Annotated in this window: 18 protein-coding genes, 2 tRNA genes and 3 rRNA genes; 15 read left to right on the forward strand and 8 right to left on the reverse strand. The window is 34.6% G+C overall.

The window, feature by feature from the left end; genetic code table 11:
• From LOS89_RS08790 to LOS89_RS13095, 5 genes are all read left to right on the forward strand, one after another.
• Positions 1 to 1,041, forward strand: a complete 1,041-nt coding sequence (locus LOS89_RS08790) for an ATP-grasp domain-containing protein (protein WP_231834910.1) — start codon at positions 1 to 3, stop codon at positions 1,039 to 1,041.
• An 88-nt stretch (positions 1,042 to 1,129) separates the two neighbouring features.
• Positions 1,130 to 4,390, forward strand: a complete 3,261-nt coding sequence (locus LOS89_RS08795) for a toxin-antitoxin system YwqK family antitoxin (protein ID WP_231834911.1) — start codon at positions 1,130 to 1,132, stop codon at positions 4,388 to 4,390.
• Complete coding sequence (locus LOS89_RS08800; protein ID WP_231834912.1) at positions 4,365 to 6,293, forward strand: DUF3858 domain-containing protein; 1,929 nt, start codon at positions 4,365 to 4,367, stop codon at positions 6,291 to 6,293. The genes LOS89_RS08795 and LOS89_RS08800 overlap by 26 nt, the downstream gene beginning before the upstream one ends.
• A 9-nt stretch (positions 6,294 to 6,302) precedes the next feature.
• Positions 6,303 to 8,270: a DUF3857 domain-containing protein gene (locus tag LOS89_RS08805; RefSeq protein ID WP_231834913.1), complete on the forward strand. Its 1,968-nt coding sequence runs from the start codon at positions 6,303 to 6,305 to the stop codon at positions 8,268 to 8,270.
• A 142-nt stretch (positions 8,271 to 8,412) separates the two neighbouring features.
• Entirely contained in the window at positions 8,413 to 9,273 is an 861-nt protein-coding gene (locus tag LOS89_RS13095; RefSeq protein ID WP_309508569.1) for an RHS repeat-associated core domain-containing protein, read from the forward strand.
• Positions 9,274 to 9,814: 541 nt separating this feature from the next.
• Here the strand turns inward: LOS89_RS13095 and rrf are convergent.
• From rrf to LOS89_RS08840, 6 genes are all read right to left on the reverse strand, one after another.
• Positions 9,815 to 9,924: ribosomal RNA gene (gene rrf / locus LOS89_RS08815) — 5S ribosomal RNA — on the reverse strand.
• Positions 9,925 to 10,048: 124 nt separating this feature from the next.
• Positions 10,049 to 12,927 (reverse strand): 23S ribosomal RNA (locus tag LOS89_RS08820).
• 165 nt (positions 12,928 to 13,092) lie between these two features.
• A tRNA-Ala gene (locus LOS89_RS08825) sits at positions 13,093 to 13,166 on the reverse strand.
• Between the two features lie 83 nt (positions 13,167 to 13,249).
• A tRNA-Ile gene (locus LOS89_RS08830) sits at positions 13,250 to 13,323 on the reverse strand.
• 87 nt (positions 13,324 to 13,410) lie between these two features.
• Positions 13,411 to 14,924, reverse strand: a 16S ribosomal RNA gene (locus tag LOS89_RS08835).
• Together the 16S, 23S and 5S rRNA genes with 2 tRNA genes alongside form the textbook arrangement of a ribosomal RNA operon.
• A gap of 902 nt (positions 14,925 to 15,826) precedes the next feature.
• Entirely contained in the window at positions 15,827 to 16,513 is a 687-nt protein-coding gene (locus tag LOS89_RS08840) for a DUF4294 domain-containing protein (RefSeq protein WP_231834914.1), read from the reverse strand.
• Positions 16,514 to 16,623: 110 nt separating this feature from the next.
• Here LOS89_RS08840 and LOS89_RS08845 point away from each other — a divergent pair, with 110 nt between their 5' ends.
• The 6 genes from LOS89_RS08845 (at position 16,624) to LOS89_RS08870 (ending at position 21,089) form a co-directional block, all read left to right on the forward strand.
• The gene (locus LOS89_RS08845; RefSeq protein WP_231834915.1) at positions 16,624 to 17,718 is read left to right on the forward strand and encodes a M42 family metallopeptidase; all 1,095 of its coding nucleotides are present in this window, start codon (positions 16,624 to 16,626) and stop codon (positions 17,716 to 17,718) included.
• 132 nt (positions 17,719 to 17,850) lie between these two features.
• Positions 17,851 to 18,402, forward strand: a complete 552-nt coding sequence (locus LOS89_RS08850) for an RNA polymerase sigma factor (protein ID WP_231834916.1) — start codon at positions 17,851 to 17,853, stop codon at positions 18,400 to 18,402.
• Positions 18,392 to 18,916, forward strand: coding sequence for an anti-sigma factor (locus tag LOS89_RS08855; RefSeq protein ID WP_231834917.1), 525 nt, complete (start codon positions 18,392 to 18,394; stop codon positions 18,914 to 18,916). The genes LOS89_RS08850 and LOS89_RS08855 overlap by 11 nt, the downstream gene beginning before the upstream one ends.
• Positions 18,900 to 19,955, forward strand: a complete 1,056-nt coding sequence (locus tag LOS89_RS08860; protein WP_231834918.1) for a hypothetical protein — start codon at positions 18,900 to 18,902, stop codon at positions 19,953 to 19,955. Before LOS89_RS08855 ends, LOS89_RS08860 begins: the two co-directional genes overlap by 17 nt.
• Before the next feature lie 3 nt (positions 19,956 to 19,958).
• Positions 19,959 to 20,678 (forward strand): head GIN domain-containing protein, encoded by a 720-nt coding sequence (locus tag LOS89_RS08865; protein WP_231834919.1) that lies wholly within the window; start codon positions 19,959 to 19,961, stop codon positions 20,676 to 20,678.
• A gap of 66 nt (positions 20,679 to 20,744) precedes the next feature.
• Positions 20,745 to 21,089 carry a WG repeat-containing protein gene (locus LOS89_RS08870; RefSeq protein WP_231834920.1) on the forward strand — a complete coding sequence of 115 codons (345 nt, stop codon included), beginning with the start codon at positions 20,745 to 20,747 and terminating at the stop codon, positions 21,087 to 21,089.
• Positions 21,090 to 21,171: 82 nt separating this feature from the next.
• On the opposite strand, the gene LOS89_RS08875 is transcribed toward LOS89_RS08870, so the two are convergent.
• Together LOS89_RS08875 and LOS89_RS08880 are read right to left on the reverse strand one after the other, a co-directional pair.
• Entirely contained in the window at positions 21,172 to 22,122 is a 951-nt protein-coding gene (locus LOS89_RS08875) for a phosphoribosylaminoimidazolesuccinocarboxamide synthase (RefSeq protein WP_231834921.1), read from the reverse strand.
• Between the two features lie 75 nt (positions 22,123 to 22,197).
• Positions 22,198 to 23,151: a PhoH family protein gene (locus LOS89_RS08880; RefSeq protein WP_231834922.1), complete on the reverse strand. Its 954-nt coding sequence runs from the start codon at positions 23,149 to 23,151 to the stop codon at positions 22,198 to 22,200.
• 106 nt (positions 23,152 to 23,257) lie between these two features.
• Here LOS89_RS08880 and LOS89_RS08885 point away from each other — a divergent pair, with 106 nt between their 5' ends.
• Genes LOS89_RS08885 through gldG form a run of 4 tightly spaced genes read left to right on the forward strand, consistent with a single transcriptional unit; the run spans position 23,258 to position 26,840 of the window.
• The gene (locus LOS89_RS08885; RefSeq protein ID WP_231834923.1) at positions 23,258 to 24,085 is read left to right on the forward strand and encodes an SAM hydrolase/SAM-dependent halogenase family protein; all 828 of its coding nucleotides are present in this window, start codon (positions 23,258 to 23,260) and stop codon (positions 24,083 to 24,085) included.
• A gap of 7 nt (positions 24,086 to 24,092) precedes the next feature.
• Positions 24,093 to 24,389, forward strand: coding sequence for a putative quinol monooxygenase (locus tag LOS89_RS08890; protein WP_231834924.1), 297 nt, complete (start codon positions 24,093 to 24,095; stop codon positions 24,387 to 24,389).
• 43 nt (positions 24,390 to 24,432) lie between these two features.
• The gene (gldF, locus tag LOS89_RS08895; protein ID WP_133610940.1) at positions 24,433 to 25,158 is read left to right on the forward strand and encodes a gliding motility-associated ABC transporter permease subunit GldF; all 726 of its coding nucleotides are present in this window, start codon (positions 24,433 to 24,435) and stop codon (positions 25,156 to 25,158) included.
• Positions 25,158 to 26,840 carry a gliding motility-associated ABC transporter substrate-binding protein GldG gene (gldG, locus tag LOS89_RS08900; protein WP_374107721.1) on the forward strand — a complete coding sequence of 561 codons (1,683 nt, stop codon included), beginning with the start codon at positions 25,158 to 25,160 and terminating at the stop codon, positions 26,838 to 26,840. The genes gldF and gldG overlap by 1 nt, the downstream gene beginning before the upstream one ends.
• Positions 26,841 to 26,891: the final 51 nt, after the last annotated feature.

Here is a 26,891-nt window from a genome sequence, read left to right on the forward strand (position 1 = left end):
ATGATAAAATTCAAACTTTTCATTCATAAACTAATTCATTGGGAATATTGGCCATATCAGGTTGTCTATTTACCTGTATATTTTCAGTATTTATACTATGCTTTTCGAACGCGTTCCTTTTTCTATTTTAACGCTTCTAACCCAACGATTAAAAATGGTGGTTTCTTTATGGAATCTAAAAAAGAAATTTACGATTTAATTCCTCAAGAATATTATCCAAAAACCATTTTAGTTACTCCAAATGAAGACTTTGAAGCAATAGTTCAAAAAATTAACGATACCAGAATTGAATTTCCTTTTATTGCTAAACCCGACATTGGTTTACGAGGAACAGCCGTAAAAAAAATTCACGATATCGAAGAATTAAAAAGATATCTTGAAAAAGCAAAATTTGATATTTTAATTCAAGATTTGATTCCGTACGAAAATGAAATCGGGCTTTTTTATGTAAAACTCCCTAATGAAGATGGAAAAATAACAGGTATTGTATCGAAAGAATTCATGATAATTAAAGGAAATGGAAAAAACACCATTCGAGAATTACTTCACAAAGACAAAAGATATTTATTTCAATTAGAAACATTGGAACTCGAATACAAAGAGAAACTAAATGAAGTTTTAAAGCTTGGAGAAACAATAAATCTTGTTCCGTATGGAAACCACTGCAGAGGAACTAAATTTGTTGATGCTAGTCATGAAATTACTCCTGAAATGATTGCTAGTTTTAATACCATTTGCGATAAAATTGATGGATTTTATTTCGGCAGAATGGATATTATGTACAACTCCTTTTCAGATTTAGCCAAAGGAAAAAACCTTCAAATTGTTGAAATAAACGGTGCTATTAGTGAACCAACGCATATGTATGATCCAAAACATAGCTTATTGTTTGGTTGGAAAGAACTTACTCGTCATTTTCATTACATGTACTTAATTAGTAAAGAAAATAAAAAAAATGGTGCTAAATACCTGACTTTTAATGAAGGAGTAACCGAATTTAAAAATCACCACAAACATTATGATAAAATCTTAGAATTCTAATTTTTCAACTGTTAAAAAAGCAGTGATTTCTTAAGAAAATATAGACAAAATGAGAAATAAAATTTATATTTGGTAAATTTAATTTTTCATGAAAAAACTTCTCTTAACACTACTAGTTATTGGTTGTACCAATGCTTTTTCACAAACAAAAAAAGATTACACATTAGCTTACTCAACTGATTCTATTATTAAAACTGGATTTGGCCATTATGAAAATGGGCAATACAGTGAAGCAATTAAGGAATTCAAAAAAATTGCAAAATCAGACCCTAAATATTTAGTAGCGCAGCATGAAATTGCTTTGTCATTATATGCTGATGACAAAAAAGAAGAGCTTTTAAAGCATTATGAAACTTTATATAAAGAAGGTAAAATGAAAGAACAACCTTCTTTATTTACGTTGTATGGAACTTATTACAGCGATACAAAAGATTATGATAAAGCAGAACAAATATTCAACGAAGGTGAAAAATACTTAAGTAATTCTTCAAACTTTTTATACAATCAAGCGCTTTTATATTTAAGAAAAGAAGACCTTCAAAAAAGTGCCGATATTCTTAAAAAAGCAATTACAATCAATCCTAACTTAGCTTCAGGTCATTACTTTTTAGGATCAATTGCATTAGAAAACGGAAATATTGTAGAAGGAAGTTTAGCATTATTAAGTTATTTAGCTATTGCTCCATCTGGAAAATTTGCTGAAGAAGCGGTTTTGAAATTAAACAAAAAGTTTGGTGAAAATTATCTAACTAAAGGCAAAGTAGTTTTTAGTACAAGTGGAGATAATTATGAAGAATTAGAAACTATTTTAAGAAATCAACTTCCATTAAGAAAAGCCTACAAACTAAAAACTGAAATTGACGATGTTATCATGCGTCAAATGCAAGCGGTTATGGAATATAGCTTAGAGCACAAAATGGGTAATGGTTTTTTTGAAACTACTTACTTACCTTGGATTAAAGATGTTGTAGAGAAAAAACAATTTGAAGGATTTAGTTATTATATGTTACTTGGTTTAGAAGAAAAACTAGGTAAAGAGATTACAAAGCATAAAAAAACAATCACAACCTTCTATGAAAAATACTACATGGTTGATTTTTGGAATCAATATGCAAAAAGAACTATGGAGCACTTTGGTAAAAAACAAGAAGTTGTTATTTATTTGAGTGATGGAAAACCTTTTATCGTTGGGCCAATTGTAAACAACAAAAAAGAAGGTAAATTTAAACTTTTAGGTGAACACGGAAACATCGAAGGAGAATTGAATCTTAAAAACGATGAATTAGATGGTTTGCAAAAGTATTTTGATGCTAAAGGTAACTTAGAATTAGAAAAAAATTACGTTGCAGGAAAATTACACGGTGAAAAGAAAGAATATTATAGCAATGGAAATATCAATGTTATTGAAAACTACAAAGATGATGTGCTTCACGGCATGAGTACTTCTTATCACATAAATGGAGGTAAAAATTGTGAATTAAACTTTACTAATGGTGAACGTGATGGTGTTTTAACTTGCTATTATTCAAATGGAACTAAAAGTAGTGCTATTACTTATGCAAATGGAAAATTAAATGGCCCGTATACTATATACAACGAAATTGGTGATGTAACTGTAAACACTACTTATAAAAATGGTGAAATTGATGGAAAATACATGCAGTATTTTGATGGTAAAAAAGTAAAAGCTGAAGGAGAATTCATCAATGGAAAAACACAAGGAACTTATAAAAAATACTACACTAATGATAAATTAGAATATGAAAGTTTCTATACTAATGGTAAGATTACTAAAACTATAAATTACTATTTTACAGGTGCAAAATCAACTGAATTAATTTATAATGCTAATGAAGATTTAGAAACGTATTCTTATTTCAATCCAAGAGGAAAAAAATATTTTGAAGAAAAATACAAAGGAGGCGAGTTAAAATCAGGTTTACAATTTTCAGCTTCAAATCCAAAACCTGTTGAAGTTAACTTAACTAAAAAAGCATTTCAAATTTCTGGACTTAATAATGACAAACAAGTTACAGGTTTCTTCGAAAAAGGTAAAAAATCGGGTGAATGGAATTATTATTTTACTAATGGAAATTTAAAAATTAAAGAAAGTTATTTGAATGGTGAACAAACAGGTATGGCTTATTCTTATAACAATAAAGGTTTATTAAGAAGTATTTCGCATTATAAAAACGATGCCTTAAATGGTGTTTATGAAATTTATAATAATGGCATTTTAAGTGAAACATCGTATTATACTAATGGTTCTCAAAATGGTCCATATATCTCTTATTATCCTGATGGAACAGTTCGTGGTGATGGTTTCTTAGTAGATGGCGAAATCAATAATATCAAAACAACTTTCAGACAATCAGGAAAAGTATCACAAGTTTCTAAGTTTGAAGATGGCGAACTTCTTTTTACTGAAAGTTTTGATAAAGACGGAAAGAAAGAATTTGAAATTGACTTCAAAAACAAAACCGGACTTGTAAATTTAAGCTTAAACCATGGTGCTACAACTCAAGAATTTGAATTAGTAAACGGAGATTATAACGGAAAATTTAATTCTAAAGATAAGTTTGGCAACAAAATTGCAGAGTATCAATATGTAAATGGTAGACTTAATAAAAATTACAAATATCATAGTCCACTAGGAACATTAATGTTTGAAAGAACTTATTATTGTGGATTAATCAACGGAACAGACACGCAATACGATATGGCTGGAAATTTAAGAATTACTAGCGAGTATCAATTTGGTGTAGAAAACGGAAAAACAATTCGTTACTACCACAACAAAGCAAAAATGTTTGAATACACTGAAATGGATGGTTTAACAGAAGGCGAATACATTTATTTCAATCAAAAAGGAGAACCAATTTTAAAAGTTGATTTTGAAGGAAACGAGTTAATTAGCTATGCTACTTTAAACAAAACTGGAGGTTTCTCTGAAAAAGTGAAAGCTGTTAATGAAAGTGCTGATATTACATCTACTTATCCAAACGGAAAAGTTGCTATGAAAGTAAAATTTGTAAAAGGTAACTTAGAAGGAAAAATGGTTATTAATAATGCAGAAGGAAAAGTGGAATATGAAGCAAATTATAAAAACGGATTATTCGACGGTGAACGAGTTGAATATTATGCAAACGGAAAAGTTTACAAAAAAGAAAATTTAAAAAATGGTGACTTCGAAGGAGTACATTCGTATTTCAAAGAAGATGGAAAACCATGGATTACAGCAAATTATAAAAACGACGAACTTCATGGCGATTTGTTAATCTATAACAATGGAGTTTTAAGTGTAACCAAAAAATACGATTCAGATGAATTGGTTGAAGTTATTAAATAAAATCAGTTTCGCATGTATACTTGCAGCAGTTACAAGTATGCATGCGCAAAAAACTTTTCAGGATTATAAAACAGAATATCCTGATTTTAATGAAGTAGTAATTTTAGACTATCAAGGCTACGATATTTCTATCGAAAATAAAAAGTTAAAGATTGTTCAAAACACTTCTTTTGAATCGATGATTCTTTCCGAAAATGGAATTCATAACAACGAAGAAACCTTCACCTATTCTGAATTGGTAAAATTGTTAGAATACGATGCTTTTTCGGTAATTAACAACAACGGAAAAGAAAAGAAAATAAAAGTTACGCAAACTGCCGAAAAAAACTCGCGCAGTAGTTCGGTATTCTTTGATGATATTAAAGAACGTCAACTTATATTTCCTCATTTAGAAAAAGGAGCAAAAAAAGTATACAATTACAAAAGAGAATTTCTAGATCCTTTCTTACTTCATAAATACATGTTCATTGGTGGGTTTCCTATAAAAAATGCAACATTTGAAGTTAAAACAGACAAAAACATCAACATTGGTTACAAAATTTTTAATGACCCAAATAACGCTATTAAATTCAATAAAAAAGAAATTAAAGGTAAAATCGTTTACACTTGGACATTAAAAGATGTTAAAGCTTTTAAATATGAAGCAAACGGTCCTGGAATATTACATTCGGCTCCGCATATCGATATTTATGTAAAAGATTACACTATAAATGATAAAAAAACCGTGGTTTTAGATGATGTAGAAATGCTGCACAAATATTATCAAGGATTTGTAAATAATCTTAATAAAAAAGAATGTGTCGATTTAAAAAAGATTACACAAGATATTACAAAAGATAAAGCTACTGACGAAGAAAAAGTTAAAAGTATTTTCTATTGGGTTAAAGACAACATCAAATATGTAGCTTTTGAAAACGGTTACGAAGGTTTTATTCCAAGAGAAGCCGATTTGGTTTTTGAAAGAAAATTTGGTGATTGTAAAGACATGGCCAACATCATTGTTTCAATGGCAAATTATGCTAATATTAAAGATGTTAACTTATGTTGGATTGGTACAAGAGAAATTCCGTATTCATACACAGAATTAGCAACTCCAGCAGTAGACAATCACATGATTGCCTCATATAAAAAAGGAGACGAATATATTTTTTTAGATGCAACAGATAGAGAAACACGATATGGTTTACCAACATCTTTCATTCAAGGAAAAGAAGCCTTGGTAAATAATGGAACCGAATTCAAAATTGTGAAAATTCCTGTTGTTGCTGCAACAAAAAATCAAGTTGATGATATTGTAAAAATCAAAATTAAAGACGGAAAATTATTCGGAAACGGTAGAATGGAATTTCATGGTTTCAACAGAAGTATGACATTAATGCAAATTGGTGATGCTTCAGGTAAAACTCGTTTCGAAATGATTAAAAGTTTGGTTTTAAAAGGAAACAACAAGTTCAATCTTAATTCGTATACAGAAGAAAATATCGGTAATCGCGATTTACCTTATAATGTTAATTATGATTTCGAATTGGACAACTATTTAATCAAAGTAGACAAAGAAGTTTATTTGAATCCTTTCTTACATAAAATATTTGAAAAGAATCCAATTCAAAAAGACCGTGTAACAGGTTATGATTTTGAAATCGTTTCTTTCTTCAATTCGCAATACGAATATGAAATTCCTGAAAACTATTCAGTAAAGTATATTCCTAAAAATTTCTCATTGGATAACGACTTATTAAAAGTAGGAACTGTTTATACACAAGAAAACAATAAAATAACAGTGAAATATACTTTTGAAGTAAAAAAACTGGTTATTGAACCAAGCGATTTCCAATTATGGGATGACAGCATCAAAAAAATGAAAAACAACTATAGCGAAACTCTAATTTTAACTGAAAAATAATCCATACAAATGAGAAAACTAATAGCGAAAAGCATTCTTGTTTTATTCTTGTGCAATGTAAATACAATTATTGCTCAAGATTATAGCTTTAAAGATTACAAATGGGAACAAAAGCCAAAAGCATTTGTGGCTCCAGAAGAATTTAAAAATGAAAACGAAGTAATTGTAAGCCGTAATATTAAAGTTGAAATTGTTTCCGATAAAAACGGACCAAAGCAATACTATTTGCTTCACGATAAAATTTTCATCAATTCAGACGATGCAATTGAGAAAAACAACAAAATCTACTTGCCTTTTAGTGTAAAAGAAAACGTAGTTAAAAACGAAGCGCGTGTTATTTTAAAAAGTGGTAAAATCATCACTTTAGATAAAAAAGACATTAAAGAAGAAGTTGATGAAGAACGCGGAGTTAAATACAACTATTTTGCCGTTAATGGTTTAGAAAAAGGAGCGGTTATCGAAAAGATATTCCTATTAGAAGAAGCTCCAGAACTAAACGGAAAATCGTTTAGAATGCAAGACGATTTGCCTATTATGGATATTAATTTCGAATTAATATTCCCAAATCACTTAGTATTCAAAACGAAAGGTTACAACAATTTAGCAGAAGCCGTTGTTGATGATAAATTATACAAAGACAAAGTTGCAATTTCAGTTAAAGAAACCAATGTTCCAAAATTAGAAGACGACGAAAAGTATTCAAATTGGAAAGCAAACATCAAATATTTCCGTTACAAATTAGACGGAAACTTATACAATGGTTCTAAAAACCTATACAACTTCAAAGAATTTGCTTCAAATGTTTATGAAAGATTCAATAAAGATTTAGACAAGAAAAGTCAAAAAGCAGTTGATGATTTTTGTAAATCTATACCAAAATCGAATGATTTACAAGAGCAAATTTGGAACATCGAAAACAAAGTAAAAAAGACCATTCCATACAACCGTTATTTCGATTCTAAAGAAACGTTAGCCGATGTTATCAAAACAAAACAAGCAAATCAAACAGAGATTTTATTGTTGTATTTAGCTATTTTCAAACATTTTAAAATCGATCACCAAATCGTTTTTGCTTCAGATCGTTATGATATTGCATTTGATCCTGAATTTGAGAGTTATGAAAATTTAGATGAATTGTTGTTCTTTTTCCCTTCTATAAACAAGTTCATGACTCCAACAGAAATTGAATATAGAATTCCATTAATTCCAAACAATTTGGCTAATAACAACGGACTTTTCATCAAAGGAAAAGAGTTTGCAGGAGTTAAAATGGGAATTGGTGAAATCAATTTTATTCCGATTCCTGGAGTTGAAATCACACACGATGTTATGGATATCACAATCGATTTTACAAAAGACATCGAAAATCCAACGATTACAAATGAAATTTCTTTCGGAGGTTACGCGGCTTTAAATTTCCAACCTATCAAAGATTTCGTTCCTGCAGAACAATATAAAGAAATTTTAAAAAGCATTGCTGAAAACTATACCATTCAGGAAGAATACTCTTCGTTAACAACTGAAAATGATGGAACAGAATTTATTGGTAAAAAACCTTTTGTTTTAAAAGTAACATTTGACGGAAAAGATTTGGTTCAAAAAGCTGGTGACAATTATTTATTCTCTGTAGGAAAAACTATCGGTTCTCAAATGGAATTGTACCAAGAAAATAAACGTATGATGCCAGTAGAAATCGATTATCCTCACTCCTATTTACGTAAAATCAAAATCAAATTACCAAAAGGAGCTACGGTTAAAAACTTAGAGAAATTTGCCATGAATCATAAAACCGATATCAATGGTAAAACAGAAGCAGCTTTTGTAAGCAATTACAAGACGCAGGGCGACGAAATTCTAATTGAGAATACAGAATATTACAATGTTATCAATTATCCTTTAGAACACTTCGATTCGTACAAAGCAGTCATCAACGCTGCAGCCGACTTTAATAAAATAGTCATCGTACTAAATCAATAAATATCCAATCCGACTCTTTTGAAGTCGGATTTTTTCATGAAAGTGATTACACAAATGATGTATTTAAAATAGATATACCTTTTTTAGTAATATTAACCTAATTTCAATCGTTATTTTGATTATTTTCGTTATCAAATGATGTCTGTTATATGAGTATAAATACAACGGAAAGGAATATCAAGACGAACTAGGACTTAACATGTATGATTATGGAGCTAGGAATTACGACCCTGCACTTGGTAGATGGATGAATATTGACCCGCTTGCGGAAACATCAAGAAGATGGAATCCTTACAATTATGCTTATAATAATCCTTTAGTGTTTGTTGACCCCGATGGGATGCGAGCTTTTGATTGGAAAAAAACAGTAGAAGGTAATTATGTTTATGATTATAAACTAACAAAGGACAATGCGTCAAAGTTATTGAAAGAAGGTGAAGAGTATGTTGGAAAGACTAATACTGTAGTTTCAGGATATGGGAAAAACGAAGATGGTAGCGTTAAAAATGTTGAAACAAAACATCATCTCAATGAAGATGGCACTGTAACGGATTTGAATACAAATGAAGATTTGGCTTTAGGTGAAAGTACTACGTTGACAACAGGTAACACAATTACTTCAATTTCAAGTGGAGAACAAACAATTGTTGATTTAAGAAAAGGATTTGACGTTCTTGAAGAAATAGGTGGATGGATGGAAATTACAGGTGTTGTATTAGCTCCATTTACAGGGGGGAGTTCTTTAGCATTAGAAACTGTAGGTTTTTGGCATGCTGCTGTTGGAACTGCTGGTAACTCTGTAATAGATATTATTGAGGGAGACTACAAAAGTCTTGCCTTCAGAGGAACAAAATTCGCAATTACCTTAGGGACTGGAAAGGCTCTAGAGAGAATACCAGGAGCGAAACACAGTATAGAACAAACAGTATTTAAAATAAACTTTTTTATTTATGAAAAAGTTGCCTCACCTTTTTTAAAACCTACTCCAACATCAAATAAATAATTAACTATTATGACTTTAATTACAATTACAAAAGAAGGATTTTTAGAGAGAGCTCAAATCTCATCCGTTATAGGTATAATCTTATTTTTAATAGGTTTTGTTTTATATAAACAGTATAAGAAAAAGAACTATAGTCCACAGTATGGTGTTAAAAGAGAAAGTTTTTCTGAGTATATTAGTGATTCGATAAAGTTGATGACATACAATCGTACTTTAGGATTAATTTTTTTTGGAATAGTTTTTTTGATTTTATCGATAGTTATGTTTATTTTATATCTCAATTCTTAAAAATAAACTCATACTTAGGTAATGTTTCAGATTAAGAAATACAACCATTCAAAAATTCTAAATTAAACTAGGATTAGTTAACTAGTTCGCAAAAGATTAAACGGCATTGAGGTATGATTCAGAAATGCCGTTTTTTTAATAGTAAAAATAATAAATCCTAACCGATAAAAGTTAGGATTTATTATTTATAGTCCCTTCAGTACACCATATAAAAACAAAAAACCCTTCATCGCATGATGAAGGGTTTTCAAAAGAAAGGCGGCGACATACTCTCCCACATAACTGCAGTACCATCTGCGCAGTCGGGCTTAACTTCTCTGTTCGGAAAGGGAAGAGGTGAGCCCCGACGCAATAACCACCTTAAGAGGTTAAATTGCTTTGAGCAATTTTTCAATAGTTAATTACTAATTATCCATTGAACAATATCTTAACATACTGAGATAAATTAATTTAAAGAAAGTTTCACTCCCCCCGAAGGGGGAGTCTTATACATAAGCTAACGGGTTATTAGTACTACTCGACTATGACATTACTGCCTTTACATCTATAGCCTATCAACGTGGTCATCTTCCACGACCCTTAAAAGAAATCTCATCTTGTGGTGGGTTTCGCGCTTATATGCTTTCAGCGCTTATCCCTTCCCAACGTAGCTACTCTGCAGTGCTCCTGGCGGAACAACAGATACACCAGCGGTTAGTCCAATTCGGTCCTCTCGTACTAGAATCAGATCCACTCAAATTTCTAACGCCCACAGTAGATAGAGACCGAACTGTCTCACGACGTTCTGAACCCAGCTCGCGTGCCACTTTAATGGGCGAACAGCCCAACCCTTGGGACCTTCTCCAGCCCCAGGATGTGACGAGCCGACATCGAGGTGCCAAACCCCCCCGTCGATATGAGCTCTTGGGGGAGATCAGCCTGTTATCCCCGGCGTACCTTTTATCCTTTGAGCGATGGCCCTTCCATGCGGAACCACCGGATCACTATGCTCTACTTTCGTACCTGATCGACCTGTATGTCTCTCAGTCAAGCTCCCTTATGCCATTGCACTCTACGCACGGTTACCAAGCGTGCTGAGGGAACCTTTAGAAGCCTCCGTTACTCTTTTGGAGGCGACCACCCCAGTCAAACTACCCACCAAACAATGTCCCCCGGTTTCGGGGTTAGGCCTCAGACAAGCAAAGGGTGGTATTTCAACAATGACTCCACAACGCCTAGCGACGCCACTTCATAGTCTCCCACCTATCCTACACATCACGTGTCCAAGGTCAATATTAAGCTATAGTAAAGGTGCACAGGGTCTTTTCGTCCCACTGCGGGTAAGCGGCATCTTCACCGCTACTACAATTTCACCGAGCTCATGGCTGAGACAGTGTCCAGATCGTTACACCATTCGTGCAGGTCGGAACTTACCCGACAAGGAATTTCGCTACCTTAGGACCGTTATAGTTACGGCCGCCGTTTACTGGGGCTTCAATTCAATGCTTCTCCGAAGATAACATCTCCTCTTAACCTTCCAGCACCGGGCAGGTGTCAGGCCCTATACTTCATCTTACGATTTTGCAGAGCCCTGTGTTTTTGATAAACAGTCGCCTGGACCTCTTCACTGCGGCCAGCTTGCGCTGGCGACCTTTCTCCCGAAGTTACAGGTCTATTTTGCCTAATTCCTTAGCCATGAATCTCTCGAGCACCTTAGGATTCTCTCCTCAACTACCTGTGTCGGTTTACGGTACGGGTACTTATAATCTGAAGTTTAGAAGATTTTCTTGGCAGCCTTTAGGTACACTATCTCGTTGTCCGAAGACTCTGAGTACTATCGCATTTCACCAGTCCCAGCGGATTTGCCTACCGGGCCTATAGCTAAGTGCTTTAACGAACTATTCCGTCAGTTCGCGGTACTTTCACCACTGCGTCTCTCCATCACAATTATAAGTAGTACGGGAATATTAACCCGTTGGCCATCGACTGTCCCTTTCGGGTTCGCCTTAGGACCCGACTAACCCGCAGCTGATTAGCATAGCTGCGGAAACCTTAGTTTTTCGGTGTGCGGGTTTCTCGCCCGCATTATCGTTACTTATGCCTACATTTTCTTTTCTAAACAGTCCAGCATGACTCACATCACACCTTCGACCCAGTTTAGAATGCTCCCCTACCACTTAACTTACGTTAAATCCATAGCTTCGGTAGTATGCTTATGCCCGATTATTATCCATGCTCGTCCGCTCGACTAGTGAGCTGTTACGCACTCTTTAAATGAATGGCTGCTTCCAAGCCAACATCCTAGCTGTCTGGGCAGACAAACCTCGTTTTTTCAACTTAGCATACATTTGGGGACCTTAGCTGATGGTCTGGGTTCTTTCCCTCTCGGACATGGACCTTAGCACCCATGCCCTCACTGCTGGTAAACATTATATAGCATTCGGAGTTTGTCAGGAATTGGTAGGCGGTGAAGCCCCCGCATCCAATCAGTAGCTCTACCTCTATATAACTTATACCCAGCGCTGCACCTAAATGCATTTCGGGGAGTACGAGCTATTTCCGAGTTTGATTGGCCTTTCACCCCTACCCACAGGTCATCCGAAGACTTTTCAACGTCAACCGGTTCGGACCTCCACTATGTGTTACCACAGCTTCATCCTGCCCATGGGTAGATCACACGGTTTCGCGTCTACCATTACTGACTAAAGCGCCCTATTCAGACTCGCTTTCGCTACGGATCCATACCTGAAGTACTTATCCTTGCCAGCAACGGTAACTCGTAGGCTCATTATGCAAAAGGCACGCCGTCACCCCACTAAAGGGCTCCGACCGCTTGTAAGCGTATGGTTTCAGGATCTATTTCACTCCGTTATTCACGGTTCTTTTCACCTTTCCCTCACGGTACTGGTTCACTATCGGTCTCTCAGGAGTATTTAGCCTTAGCGGATGGTCCCGCCAAATTCACACAGGGTTTCACGTGCCCCGCGCTACTCAGGATACCACTATCTATATCTTCTCTTACCCATACAGGACTATCACCCTCTTTGGTTAACCTTTCCAGATTATTCCGGTTCAATCCGCATAGAATGTCGTGGTCCTACAACCCCAACATTGCCGTAACAACATTGGTTTGGGCTAATCCGCGTTCGCTCGCCACTACTTACGGAATCACTTTTGTTTTCTTCTCCTCCGCCTACTTAGATGTTTCAGTTCAGCGGGTTTGCTCACCTATCGGTGTGACATGTCTTCAACATGCCGGGTTGCCCCATTCGGATATCTACGGATCAATTCGTGTGTGCCAATCCCCGTAGCTTTTCGCAGCTTATCACGTCCTTCATCGCCTCTGAGAGCCTAGGCATCCCCCATACGCCCTTATTTTGCTTATGTGCCGCCTAATTTTATATAATAAAACTAGGACTTTCTTTATAAATGTGTATTGCTACACATCTACTGTACTTTCTACTTTTTAAATGTATTTTATCTCAATATGTCAATGAACTTGTGGCGCGTCGCCACTGACAAAAATTATCAGCTTTGACTTCATAGCCGTTGTGGAGAATATCGGAGTCGAACCGATGACCTCCTGCGTGCAAGGCAGGCGCTCTAGCCAGCTGAGCTAATCCCCCAATTTGAATTCAGAATTATGAATTCAGAATTACGAATTATGAATCCCAACTTCTAGAATTTCCTTTAAATAAAGCTTAAAAAGTAGTCCCGGGCAGACTCGAACTGCCGACCCCTACATTATCAGTGTAGTACTCTAACCAGCTGAGCTACGAGACTCTGTTTTTTGCTTATTCTTATTCTTTAAATTAACAGCGAGAGTAATATTTCCCTTTCAATCAAACCTAACGGTTAAATCTTCTCTAGAAAGGAGGTGTTCCAGCCGCACCTTCCGGTACGGCTACCTTGTTACGACTTAGCCCCAGTTACTAGTTTTACCCTAGGCAGCTCCTTGCGGTCACCGACTTCAGGCACCCCCAGCTTCCATGGCTTGACGGGCGGTGTGTACAAGGCCCGGGAACGTATTCACCGGATCATGGCTGATATCCGATTACTAGCGATTCCAGCTTCACGGAGTCGAGTTGCAGACTCCGATCCGAACTGAGATAGGTTTTGTAGATTCGCTCCTGCTCGCGCAGTGGCTGCTCTCTGTACCTACCATTGTAGCACGTGTGTGGCCCAGGACGTAAGGGCCGTGATGATTTGACGTCATCCCCACCTTCCTCACAGTTTACACTGGCAGTCTCGTTAGAGTTCCCGACATGACTCGCTGGCAACTAACGACAGGGGTTGCGCTCGTTATAGGACTTAACCTGACACCTCACGGCACGAGCTGACGACAACCATGCAGCACCTTGTAAATTGTCCGAAGAAAAAACTGTTTCCAGTCCTGTCAATCTACATTTAAGCCCTGGTAAGGTTCCTCGCGTATCATCGAATTAAACCACATGCTCCACCGCTTGTGCGGGCCCCCGTCAATTCCTTTGAGTTTCACACTTGCGTGCGTACTCCCCAGGTGGGATACTTATCACTTTCGCTTAGCCACTCAACTTGCGCCGAACAGCTAGTATCCATCGTTTACGGCGTGGACTACCAGGGTATCTAATCCTGTTCGCTCCCCACGCTTTCGTCCATCAGCGTCAATCACTTAGTAGTAACCTGCCTTCGCAATTGGTATTCCATGTAATATCTAAGCATTTCACCGCTACACTACATATTCTAGTTACTTCCTAAGCATTCAAGTCCTACAGTATCAATGGCAGTTCCATCGTTGAGCGATGGGCTTTCACCACTGACTTATAAGACCGCCTACGGACCCTTTAAACCCAATGATTCCGGATAACGCTTGGATCCTCCGTATTACCGCGGCTGCTGGCACGGAGTTAGCCGATCCTTATTCCTACAGTACCGTCAAGCTCCCACACGTGGGAGGGTTTCTTCCTGTATAAAAGCAGTTTACAATCCATAGGACCGTCTTCCTGCACGCGGCATGGCTGGTTCAGTCTTGCGACCATTGACCAATATTCCTCACTGCTGCCTCCCGTAGGAGTCTGGTCCGTGTCTCAGTACCAGTGTGGGGGATCTCCCTCTCAGGACCCCTACCCATCATCGTCTTGGTAAGCCGTTACCTTACCAACTAACTAATGGGACGCATGCTCATCTTGTACCGTTGGAACTTTAATTACAAAACGATGCCGTTTCGTAATACTATGGGACATTAATCCAAATTTCTCTGGGCTATTCCCCTGTACAAGGTAGATTGCATACGCGTTACGCACCCGTGCGCCGGTCTCAAACACCGAAGTGTTCTACCCCTCGACTTGCATGTGTTAGGCCTGCCGCTAGCGTTCATCCTGAGCCAGGATCAAACTCTTCATCGTATATTGTTTGATAGATTACTCTATCTTGTTTTATTCGATTCAAGTCGCTAGGTTGTTTTCAATTTACTCGAAAAATCTTACTCTCTCTTATTTTCAAAATTACATCACTGTAATTTTGTGCTGTCAATTCAATATGTCTATGAACGTGTCATTCTTTTTTTTAATCTCGCCTCTCATTCGATTAGCGGGTGCAAAAGTACAACTCTTTTTTAATCTGGCAAGCTTTTTTGAAAAAATTTTTTGATTATTTTTTCATGACCACTTTTCCACTATTTTTAAGAACCTGCACTCCCCAATTCTTTCGTTTCGGGTCGGCAAAGATACTACCTATACTTTCTATTATCCAAATCTTTTTTCAACTTTTTTTAAAGTTTTTTTGACTCGGTCAATTTCTCAGTTTGTGTATGAACTTCTGCTTTAATGCGGGTGCAAAAGTAGAAATCTTTTTCATAACCACAAGCCTTTTACCAAACTTTTTTTGTCTTTTTTTTACTTCTTTTCTTAACTCGCTGATAACAAGAACTTAATACAGGAAAGTTTTTTTGAGGTTTAATCACTAGGAACGCAAAGAAAGCGCAAAGGGCGCAAAGAGGTTCTTAAACATATAAGTCATAGAAGTATTTTGTTACTTATATATAATAGTGAAAAGTTCGTAAAAGAAGGTTTGAAAAAATTAAACTTCCTTTTATACTATTATAGGTGTATGGATTGCTTCGCAAGCTCGCAATGACTTTAGCGCATAGTCTTATGAAATAGCAAACGTAATGAATAGCCCCGATGGAAGCGGAAATCCTTTTTCTTTTTTTTCCTTCGAGGACCTCAGGCTACAAAAAAAGAAAAAGATTGCAACGGACAGCGGGACAGGTAGTACTATAATATATATAGGTGTGCTACTAAAAAAACTATTCTTTAGGTGTTTCCTTGGATTTGATTTTGATTTTATTAATCCAATGTTCGTTTAGTTTATCAAAATCGATGGGTTTTGAAGCCTCTTGTCTAGATAAGTGATTTTGATTGAAAGCAGCATTTAGTATTCCTTCTATATGATAGTCTTCTTTAACATCGTACGGTTTGTATTCTGTTTTAAGATTGATATCAAATAGTCGGGCTGTAGAATTTGCCCAAAAGGCTTTCCAACCGCTTTTGTAGTCTTTAATTAAATCGAAAGTAGTATGCCCTGTTTGACGGTAAATGAGTTTTACCAAAATCTGCCCATCTTTACGCGATAGTTTTTTTAAACGCGGTTCGAATTCTTCTTCTAAGTATTTTTCTACTATTTTAAAGTATTTCTTTTTTTCGCGATTGGTTTTTAGTTTTGCCATAGTAGCATTTAACTGTGTTAACTTTTCTGCAGTTAACTTAGCAAACGGATATACTTTAAATATTCTTCTCTTTAATATAAGTTTGGCTTTTTTGTCTTCGTCTGTAGTGTAAACATTATCGGGCGTAAAGATAATTTCTTTTAACTCGATAGAATATATAATAGACGAGTCTTGCTGCGTCATTTGCAAAGTATCTGTTTCTGTTTGAGAAAAAGAAAAAGCAGTTCCTAATAAAAATATAAAACTGCTAAAAAATAACTTGTACATATTGTTTGTATTTATACTCTTTTACACATAGCAAAAAGTAAACCAAAAATATCGAAATATTATGAAACTCTAATTACTTATTTCTATTTTAGCAAAAAATTATATTTAAAATGAGTACGAAATCGATATTAAAGAAGTCGTCGATGACTTTTTTAGAAAATTATTTAAATAATGCTTCGCCAACTGGATGGGAAGCTTCGGGTCAAAAATTGTGGATGGAGTATCTAAAACCATACGTTGATACTTTTATTACCGATACATACGGAAGTGCTGTAGGCGTTATAAATCCGGATGCTCCTTATAAAGTAGTGATTGAAGGTCACGCTGACGAAATTTCGTGGTACGTAAATTACATTACTGATGATGGATTGATATACGTAATTAGAAACGGAGGTTCGGATCATCAGATTGCGCCATCTAAAAGAGTAAACATTCACACGAAGAAAGGAATTGTTCGTGGCGTTTTTGGTTGGCCAGCAATTCACACTAGAGGAAGAGCCGGGAAAGCAGAAGAATCAGCAAAAATTGAAAACATATTTATTGACTGTGGTTGTTCTAACAAAGCCGAAGTGGAAGCTTTAGGTGTTCATGTGGGTTGTGTGATTACGTATCCAGATACTTTTGAAATTTTAAACCACGATAAATTTGTGTGTAGAGCTATTGATAACCGCATGGGTGGTTTTATGATTGCCGAAGTAGCGCGTTTATTAAAGGAGAACAAAAAGAAATTACCGTTTGGATTGTACATCGTAAACTCGGTGCAGGAGGAAATTGGTTTGCGTGGTGCCGAAATGATTACCCAACGCATTAAACCCAACGTTGCCATAGTAACCGATGTTTGCCACGATACCACTACTCCAATGATTGACAAAAAAATTGAAGGTGATTTGAAAATGGGACGCGGACCAGTTATAGCTTATGCTCCTGCGACACAAAACATTTTACGTGAAATGATTGTGGACACAGCGGTAGAAAACAAAATTCCTTTCCAACGCCATGCCACTTCTCGCGTTACGGGAACCGATACCGATGCTTTTGCGTACAGCAATGGCGGAGTTGCCTCGGCTTTGATTTCGTTACCGTTGCGCTATATGCATACCACTGTAGAAATGGTTCACCGAGACGACGTTGAAAATGTAATTAAATTGATTTACGAAACGCTATTGAAAATTGAAAATAACGAAACGTTTAGTTATTTTAAGTAAAAAAATATACATCATAGTTCATAAAATCCGAATTTAATATTCGGATTTTTTATTTTTATGAAAATAAAATTGTAAAACTGTAACAATTACAAAAAGCAATTGTCTTTAGAATAGATTAATCTGATAACGAACTTGAAAACCCAAAATTCTGAAATAGCAATTCTATTGCAACAGTGCAAAGAAAATAATCAAAAAGCACAACTCGCACTCTATAATATGTATTGTAGTGCAATGTTTAATGTGGCTTTTAGAATTGTTTCAGACAAAACACTGGCAGAAGAAATAATGCAGGATAGCTTTTTAAAAGCTTTTACGAAATTAGATTCTTACAGCGGAAAGGTAACTTTTGGAGCTTGGTTAAAAAAAATTGTTATCAATACTAGTATTAACGAATTAAAAAAAGCGAATCAATTTCAATTTGAAAGTTTAAATGATGGGAATGAATTTGAAGACATTAATGAAAATGACATCATTTCTTATAATGAATTAAAAGCAGAGCAGATTTTAAAAACAATACAAAGCTTAAAATCTAACTATAAAATTATTTTGACTTTGTTTTTTATTGAAGGTTATGATTTAGAGGAAATTTCATCGATTTTAAATATCTCAAATGAAAATTGTAGAACAACTATGAGCAGAGCAAAGGAAAGTTTAAGAAAAAAACTAAATGACAATGAAAGATAATATGAACCAACTTTTTGACAAACACACTAACTGGGATTTTGAAACGCCAAACGAAGGCCACGAAAATCGCTTTTTGTCTAAACTTAAATCTCAAGAGCCTAAGAAAAAGAAAAGAGCTTGGATACCAATTGCTATAGCCGCTTCTTTAGCATTGAGTTTTGGAATTATCTATTTTAATGACTTTAGCACTCAACCAGAAGTTGTTTTTTCTCCGCCAGTTCAAGAAACTCACGATTATTTTTCATCAGTGATTAATTCTGAATTGAAAAATTTACAACAGCATGAAAATCCTGAAACTGCAATTCTTATAAATGATGCTTTAAAAGAAATGGAAACACTTGAAAAAGATTACGAATCTTTAAAAAATGAAATTATTAAGAATGGAGAAAACAAACAAATTGTATTTGCAATGATAACAAATATGCAAACTCGAATTTCGTTTATCAAAACCGTATTAGAACAAGTAGAACAGATTAACAATTTAAAAACGAATACCAATGAAAAATATATTTAAACTCTTACTCCTTTTCATTTTGATTCCTTCTATAGGAATGGCTTCAGATGAAAAAAAAGCAATTAATAAAGAAAAAACAATTTCAAAAACTTTTGAAGTTAGTAATGATGCGCTTTTAAGTGTTACAAATTCATATGGAAATGTAAATGTGTACTTATGGGACGAGAATAAAATTTCTATTCAAGTTCAAATTAAAGTTTCGGGCAATAACGACAAAAAAGTTACTGATCGCATCAACGATATTGATGTAAGTTTTGCAGCAACATCTAATAAAGTAGCAGCAATAACCGAAATAAACGGGAAAAATTGGCAAGGCAACAACAATCTTAGCTATGAAATTAATTATGTGGTAAAAATTCCTAAAAACGGAAACGTTGATTTAAATAATAAATATGGTAACATTTCAATTGATAAATTAAACGGAAACTTAGCCATTGATTGTAAATATGGAAGCTTGTTTTTAGGTCAGTTGAGTGGAAAATCAAACAATATTACTATAGCTTATTCACAGAACTCAACCATTACTAGTGTTGACAAATTGAATTTGAACAGTCAATATTCAGAAGTTGAAATTCAGAAAGGAAATCAAATTAATATTGATGGAAATTATAACACTTTTGAATTTCAATCTGTTGGAAGTTTAAATTTATACTCGAATTATACCAAATTAAAAGCCACAACGGTTTCAAAATCAGTTATTAATGGAAATTATCTTACTTTAAAACTGGGAGAGATTGGAAATTCAACAACAATAAAGTCAAATTATAGCGATGTTCAAATAGGTGCAAATAAAAATACGGATGCTATTTTAATAGATGGAAATTACACCCACACTAAAATAATATGTACTCATGATTATGCATTTGATGTTCAGGTAGAATTAAAATATGGCTCTTTTAAGGACGAAATAGGGATTAAATACACTGATAAATATGAAAAAAACACCTCAAAATCATTTACAGGATATCACATTGCACAAGGAAAATCTAAAATTAACGTAACTACTAACTACGGAAGTCTTCAACTTTTAACTAAATAAAACATGAAAAAAACAGTATTTATATTAGCGCTTTTAAGCCTTTCAATTGCTCAGGCTCAAAATTGGAAAAATGAAAAAATTAAAGAATCTGGAATAAAAACAACTATTACACGAACTACTTCTACTTATGATGCAATTAGCGCAAGTGGTTCTTTTAAAGTTGTATTAGTTTCTGGAAAAGAAGGCAACATTACTATTGATGGCGATGAAAACATTATTCCGCATATTGTAACTGAAGTTGAAAACAATACTTTAATTGTTCGTTTTGATAAAAACAAAAACTATACTTACAAATCAAGTATTACAATTACGATTCCGTTTGAAGAAATTAGTTCGGTATCCTTTGGAGGTTCGGGTGAAATTGAAACCAAAAACACGATTACTGCCACTAATTTTAATATTGCATTTACTGGTTCTGGAGAAGGTAATTTTGACATTAGTGCAACTCGTTTAAAAACAACCTTATCAGGTTCAGGAGAAATTGAAATTAAAGGAGAAGTAAAAGAATTAGAAGAAACAGTATCAGGTTCAGGAGAAATCGATTCTTCAAAGTTAATTACCACAAATGCAAACGTAATAGTTACAGGTTCGGGTGAAATAAAAGTAAACTGCACCACTTTCTTAGAAGCAAAAGTAGCAGGAAGTGGCACCATAAAATACAAAAGCAAACCGCAATCTGTAGATAAAGTAATTACAGGTTCTGGAGAAATTATTGCTTATTAAATTTATAGTATCATCAAACAATATTCATAGTAGCGAAACGAATTATTAACCAAAATTATAAACGACATGAAGAAAAAAATATTTACATTTTTCGTTATTACAATTTCATTTTTTTGCTTTTCTCAAAATGGATACAAAAAGATATATAAATATGACGAATATAACAAAGACTGGGCATTAGTTAAAACTATTTCAGGTACTTATGGATTTATTGACAGAAATAACAAAACAGTAGTTCAACCAATCTATGAAAAAATTGAAAAATTTAGTGAAGGTTTAGGAAAATATGCTTTAGTAAAAAGTGTTTCAGGTTCTTATGGTTTTATTAACCGTAATGGAAGGGAAGTAGTTCCATCTATTTATTGGACTAAACGCGATGCAATCCAACAACTTAAAACTTTAAAAGATTAAAAAAAACGCAAAAAAGTTGTAAGAATTTATAAAATATAAAATCCCGAGCTAACTCAGGATTCTTTCTATGTAAAAGTATGGATTATCTATTTTGTAAATAATTCAAAACGTTTTTCTCGATTCTTTCATTGATGTTGGAAATATCCGCTTTTACGAATTTTTCTCCAATGATGTTTTCGAATAACTCAATGTAACGTTCTGAAACGGTTTCAATGTATTCGTCTGACATAAACGGAATTTGTTGGCCTTCTTTTCCTTGAAAACCGTTTTCAATTAACCAACGACGTACGAATTCTTTTGATAATTGTTTTTGTTCTTCGCCATTTGCTTGTCTTTCAGCATATCCTTCAGCGTAGAAATAACGTGATGAATCAGGTGTATGAATTTCATCGATTAATACGATTTGTCCGTCTTTTGTTTTCCCAAATTCGTATTTGGTATCAACTAAGATTAAACCGCGAGACGCTGCAATTTCAGTTCCTCTTTGGTATAAAGCTCTTGTGTATTTTTCTAAAACTAGATAATCTTCCTCGGTTACAATTCCGTTGGCTAAAATAGCTTCACGAGAAATATCTTCGTCATGCGAACCATTATCTGCTTTTGTAGTTGGAGTAATGATTGGTGTTGGGAATTTATCGTTTTCTTTTAAACCTTCTGGCATTTCCACACCACAAAGGATTCTTCTTCCTGCTGCATATTCACGCGCTGCATGTCCTGATAAATACCCACGAATTACCATTTCTACTTTGAACGGCTCACATAAATGTCCTACCGCCACGTTTGGATCTGGAGTGGCTACTAACCAATTCGGTACAATATCAGAAGTTAATTCCATGAACTTCGTAGCAATTTGATTAAGAATTTGACCTTTATAAGGAATTCCTTTTGGTAAAACCACATCAAATGCCGAAAGACGGTCGGTAGCGACCATTACTAATAAGTCATCATTGATATTGTAAACTTCTCTAACTTTTCCACGGTACACCGATTTTTGCCCTGGAAAATTGAAATTGGTAGTCGTAATTGTGTTCATTATGTTGTGTTGTTGTTTGTGTGGTGCAAAAGTAAAAAAAAGACGCTAATAAAAGCGTCTGTTTTTGTAAATTATTTAATCATTATTCTCAATACTCTTATATGCATCAATAATTTTCTTAACCAATCTGTGGCGTACGATATCTTTGTCGTCTAAGTAAATGATTCCAATGCCTTCAACATCTTTCAAAACCAAAATAGCTTCTTTCAATCCTGAAATCGTTCTTCGTGGTAAATCCACCTGACCTGGGTCGCCCGTGATGATGAATTTGGCGTTTTTACCCATACGTGTTAAGAACATTTTCATTTGCGAATGCGTGGTATTTTGTGCCTCGTCTAATATTACAAAGGCATTATCTAACGTTCGTCCGCGCATAAACGCTAACGGTGCTATTTGGATAATTCCTTTTAAGATATAATCTTCTAACGTTTGTGGTGGCAACATATCGCGCAACGCATCGTATAACGGTTGCATGTATGGGTCAAGTTTTTCTTTCATATCACCAGGAAGAAAACCTAAGTTTTCACCCGCTTCAACTGCCGGACGCGTTAATATGATTCGCTTGACTTGTTTTTCCTTTAATGCTTTTACTGCCATGGCAACACCCGTGTAGGTTTTTCCTGTTCCGGCTGGACCAATAGCAAACACCATGTCGTTTTTATGCACATAATCAACCAGTTTTTGCTGATTTGGCGTCATGGCCTTAATTAACTTACCTCCTACACCGTGCACTAAAATCTTATCGCGATCGTGCATGTGTTCTGCATCGTGTTGATGACTGGTTTCTAAGACTCTCAAAATCACGTTATCATCAATACTGTTGTAGCGTGTAAAATGATGCATCAATCTTTTGAAGCGATTTTCAAACTCATCTAAGATTTCAGGTTCTCCAAAAGCTTTTAAAGTTGTACCACGAGCTACAATTTTAAGTTTTGGATAATACTTCTTAATCGTTTCAAGATGAGTATCTTGCGCACCCCAAAATTCTTTTGGAGCAATGTCGACTAATTCAATGATTCTTTCGTTCAAAGGCTTTCTTTTTTTAATTATTTTTGAAACGCTAAAATTATACTAGCTTTGCAATCAAATTTAATAAAAACTACTGTTGCATTTTAAATAAGTTATAAACAAAATAATGTCAATAATTACGCTAATTACCGATTTTGGACACAAAGACTACTTCGTAGGCGCTTTGAAAGGAAAAATTCTATCGGAGCATAAAGAAGCGGTTATTGTCGATATTTCTCACGAAATTGACTTATTCAACACATTAGAAGCAAGTTACTGTATTGAAGCGGCTTATTCTAATTTCCCAAAAGGGACTATTCATATTATTGGTGTTGATAGCGAACGTATAGGTGACGCCCAACATATTGCAATGCAATGGGACGATCATTACTTCATTTGTGCCGATAATGGTATTTTGAATACTTTGATTCAGAAAAAAATTCCACAGAAAATTGTTGCCATTACTATTCATGACAGATTGAATACCGATGTTAGCGATATGGATGTTTTTGTAGCAGTGGCTTGTCATATAGCCAGAGGTGGTTTATTGAATGTTATTGGAAAGGAAATTAAAACACTAAAACCAGTCAATACGCTGACTTCAATCATTTCTGATGATTTATCGGGAATAAAAGGACAAATCGTTTATATCGATTCGTTTGGAAATTGCGTTACTAATATTTCGCAAAAGCAATTTAACGAAACGGTTAGAGGTAGAAAATTTGAAATCATCATTAAGAATAAAAAAATAACTCGTTTACATAAAAACTATTCGGATTTTCCAGTTTCAGATCCAAAACAACTGAAAGATTTAGAAGGCGATTTTTTGGCGTTATTCAATGAAAATGGTTATTTGGAAATTGCCATTTATAAAAGTAATCCAAAGACTGTTGGTTCAGCAGCTACTTTGTTAGGCCTTCATTTTAGAGATAGTATTTCGGTAAAGTTTAAATAATACAACTATGTTCATAAGAATTGTAAAAATGCGTTTTCAAGAAGATAAAATCGAAGCTTTTTTAAATAATTTTGAAGAAGTGAAACAGCACATACGAAACTTCGAAGGAAATCGTTTTTTAGAATTGTATCAAGACAAAAACGACAAGCGTATTTTCTTTACGTATAGTTATTGGGAAAACGAAGAAGCCTTAGAAAAATATAGAAAATCGGCTTTGTTTGATGGTGTTTGGAGTTATACTAAAACCTTATTCAGCGACAAACCAGAAGCTTGGAGTGTGGACAGATTGGTAACATTAGAATAAAACAGTTAAACAATTAAACGTTTCAACAGTTAAACAATAAAAAATGAAAGCATTATTATTACGAGAAATAAAATCCTTTTTTGGTTCGCCGATTGGATATTTAGTCATCGGGATTTTTCTTTTACTCAACGGATTATTTCTTTGGGTTTTTGAAGGCGAATTCAACATATTAAACTCAGGTTTTGCCGATATGAGTCCGTTTTTCAAATTGGCGCCATGGATTTTAATTTTCTTAATCCCTGCAGTAACCATGCGCAGTTTTTCGGATGAGAAAAAACAAGGAACGATTGAATTGTTGTTTACCAAACCGCTTTCGAATTGGGACATCGTAAACGGAAAATTTTTAGGTGCTTTGGTGTTAATCATTTTAGCGATTGTTCCAACGATTATTTATGTTTTGACGATTTCGCATTTTGGAAATCCGCAAGGCAATATTGACATGGGAAGTACACTTGGTTCGTATTTCGGATTGTTGTTCTTAATTGCGGCTTATACTGCGATTGGAATTTTTGCTTCTACTTTATCAGACAATCAAATTGTAGCGTTTATTATTGCTGTTTTTTGTTGTTTCTTTTTCTATTTCGGGTTTGATGGCATTGCTTCATTCCTTGGAAATTATAGTTCGATGTTTGCTGCTTTAGGAATGGATTATCACTTTAAAAGTATGAGTCGCGGTGTGTTAGATACGCGTGATATTGTGTATTTTGTGAGTGTGACGTTTTTATTTTTATCAGCAACGGTTTATCAACTTAAATCTTTGAAATGGTAATGAAGGAGAACAAATCAAAAGCTTTAAAGCAATTAGGAATTGTATTTTTAGCCATCATCGTTATCAATTTAATTAGCAACTTCTTTTTCAAACGTTTTGACTTAACGCAAGACAAACGCTATACTTTATCGGAAACGACTTTAAACATCATAAAAGATGTAGAAAGTCCATTATACATTGAAGTGTATTTGGAAGGAAATTTTCCACCAGAATTCAAGCGTTTACAAAACGAAACCAAACAACTTTTAGAGGAATTCACGGCTTATAATTCAAACATCATTTTCAACTTCAAAAATCCGATTGAAAAAGAGGAAACACGAGTAGAAAAAATGAAAGAATTCTACGCGAAAGGCATGCAACCATTGAGCATCACCGTGGAAGACAAAGGTAAACAATCGCAAGAAGTGGTTTTCCCTTGGGCACAAGCGACGTATGGTGATAAATTCACGAAAGTGGCTTTATTGAAAAACTTAATGGGAGCTTCTACGGAACAAAAAGTAATTAGTTCGGTACAGCATTTGGAATTTGGTTTTGCAGAAGCTATCAATAAAATTTCGAAAGAAAAACAAAAGAAAATTGCCGTAATTAAAGGTAACGGAGAAGTTTTAGAACCTTTCATGGCCGATTTCTTAAGAACGGTTAAAGAAAGTTATTACATCGGACCTTTTACATTGGATTCGGTAGCAAAACAACCTATTCAGACTTTAGAAGCACTTAAAAAATATGATTTAGCTGTAATTGCAAAACCAACCGAAGCGTTCACAGAAGAAGAAAAACAAGTGTTAGACCAGTTCATCATGAACGGTGGAAAAACTTTATGGTTAGTAGATGCCGTTTCAGCTGATATGGACAGTTTATACAACGAAACTGGCACCATTTTAGCCGCACAACGCGAATTGAATTTAACCGATATGTTCTTCAAATACGGAATCCGTATCAATCCGTTATTGGTAAAAGACGAATATGCAACGCCAATCAAACTAGCAACAGGAAATCAAGGAAGCGAAACGCAAATGCAAGAATATACTTGGAAATTTGCTCCATTTATCTATCCAACTTCAACGAATCCAATTGTAAAAAACATGGAAGGGATTAAGTTTGAATTTGCTTCTCCAATCGAAATCCTGAAAAACGATATTAAAAAAACCGTTTTATTGAGTTCGTCTGAATATTCGAAAACCATTGGAACACCAAGTCCTATTTCACTAGACATGGTCACAGAAGAAACTACTCCAGAAGAATACGAAGGAAAAGGATTACTTCCAGTAGCAGTACTTTTAGAAGGAAAATTCAAATCGATGTATCAAAATCGCGTGTTACCTTTTAAAGACAATTCATTCCAAGCGATTGGAAAAGAAAACAAGATGATTGTGATTTCGGATGGTGATGTGATTAAAAATCAAATAGACAAAGGCGTGCCATTAGAGTTAGGTTTTGACAAATGGACCAATCAATTATATGGTAACAAAGAGTTCTTAATGAACTGCGTAAATTACCTTTTAGATGACAACGGACTTATTAACATCCGAAGTAAAGATGTCGATTTACCACTTTTAAACAAGGAAGAAGTCTATAAAAATTACACTATGGCACAAATGGTAACTGTCGGATTACCAATAGTTATTTTGGCATTGTTTGGATTTTTATTCACCTACCTACGCAAAATAAAATACAGCCGCTAGTTGTTAATAAAATTGTTTTTGCGGTTGAGCATAATTAGAATATATTTGTGA

Origin of the sequence: Flavobacterium channae, from assembly GCF_021172165.1 — a bacterium.
Classification (GTDB): domain Bacteria; phylum Bacteroidota; class Bacteroidia; order Flavobacteriales; family Flavobacteriaceae; genus Flavobacterium; species Flavobacterium channae.

Bases quoted from the DNA above. Each gene is read 5' to 3' on its own strand.
- LOS89_RS08790 (WP_231834910.1), top strand. From the start codon at position 1: ATGATAAAATTCAAACTTTTCATTCATAAACTAATTCATTGGGAATAT.
- LOS89_RS08795 (WP_231834911.1), top strand. From the start codon at position 1,130: ATGAAAAAACTTCTCTTAACACTACTAGTTATTGGTTGTACCAATGCT.
- LOS89_RS08800 (WP_231834912.1), top strand. From the start codon at position 4,365: ATGAATTGGTTGAAGTTATTAAATAAAATCAGTTTCGCATGTATACTT.
- LOS89_RS08805 (WP_231834913.1), top strand. From the start codon at position 6,303: ATGAGAAAACTAATAGCGAAAAGCATTCTTGTTTTATTCTTGTGCAAT.
- LOS89_RS08840 (WP_231834914.1), bottom strand. From the start codon at position 16,513: ATGTACAAGTTATTTTTTAGCAGTTTTATATTTTTATTAGGAACTGCT.
- LOS89_RS08845 (WP_231834915.1), top strand. From the start codon at position 16,624: ATGAGTACGAAATCGATATTAAAGAAGTCGTCGATGACTTTTTTAGAA.
- LOS89_RS08855 (WP_231834917.1), top strand. From the start codon at position 18,392: ATGAAAGATAATATGAACCAACTTTTTGACAAACACACTAACTGGGAT.
- LOS89_RS08860 (WP_231834918.1), top strand. From the start codon at position 18,900: ATGAAAAATATATTTAAACTCTTACTCCTTTTCATTTTGATTCCTTCT.
- LOS89_RS08865 (WP_231834919.1), top strand. From the start codon at position 19,959: ATGAAAAAAACAGTATTTATATTAGCGCTTTTAAGCCTTTCAATTGCT.
- LOS89_RS08870 (WP_231834920.1), top strand. From the start codon at position 20,745: ATGAAGAAAAAAATATTTACATTTTTCGTTATTACAATTTCATTTTTT.
- LOS89_RS08875 (WP_231834921.1), bottom strand. From the start codon at position 22,122: ATGAACACAATTACGACTACCAATTTCAATTTTCCAGGGCAAAAATCG.
- LOS89_RS08885 (WP_231834923.1), top strand. From the start codon at position 23,258: ATGTCAATAATTACGCTAATTACCGATTTTGGACACAAAGACTACTTC.
- LOS89_RS08890 (WP_231834924.1), top strand. From the start codon at position 24,093: ATGTTCATAAGAATTGTAAAAATGCGTTTTCAAGAAGATAAAATCGAA.
- gldF (WP_133610940.1), top strand. From the start codon at position 24,433: ATGAAAGCATTATTATTACGAGAAATAAAATCCTTTTTTGGTTCGCCG.
- gldG (WP_374107721.1), top strand. From the start codon at position 25,158: ATGAAGGAGAACAAATCAAAAGCTTTAAAGCAATTAGGAATTGTATTT.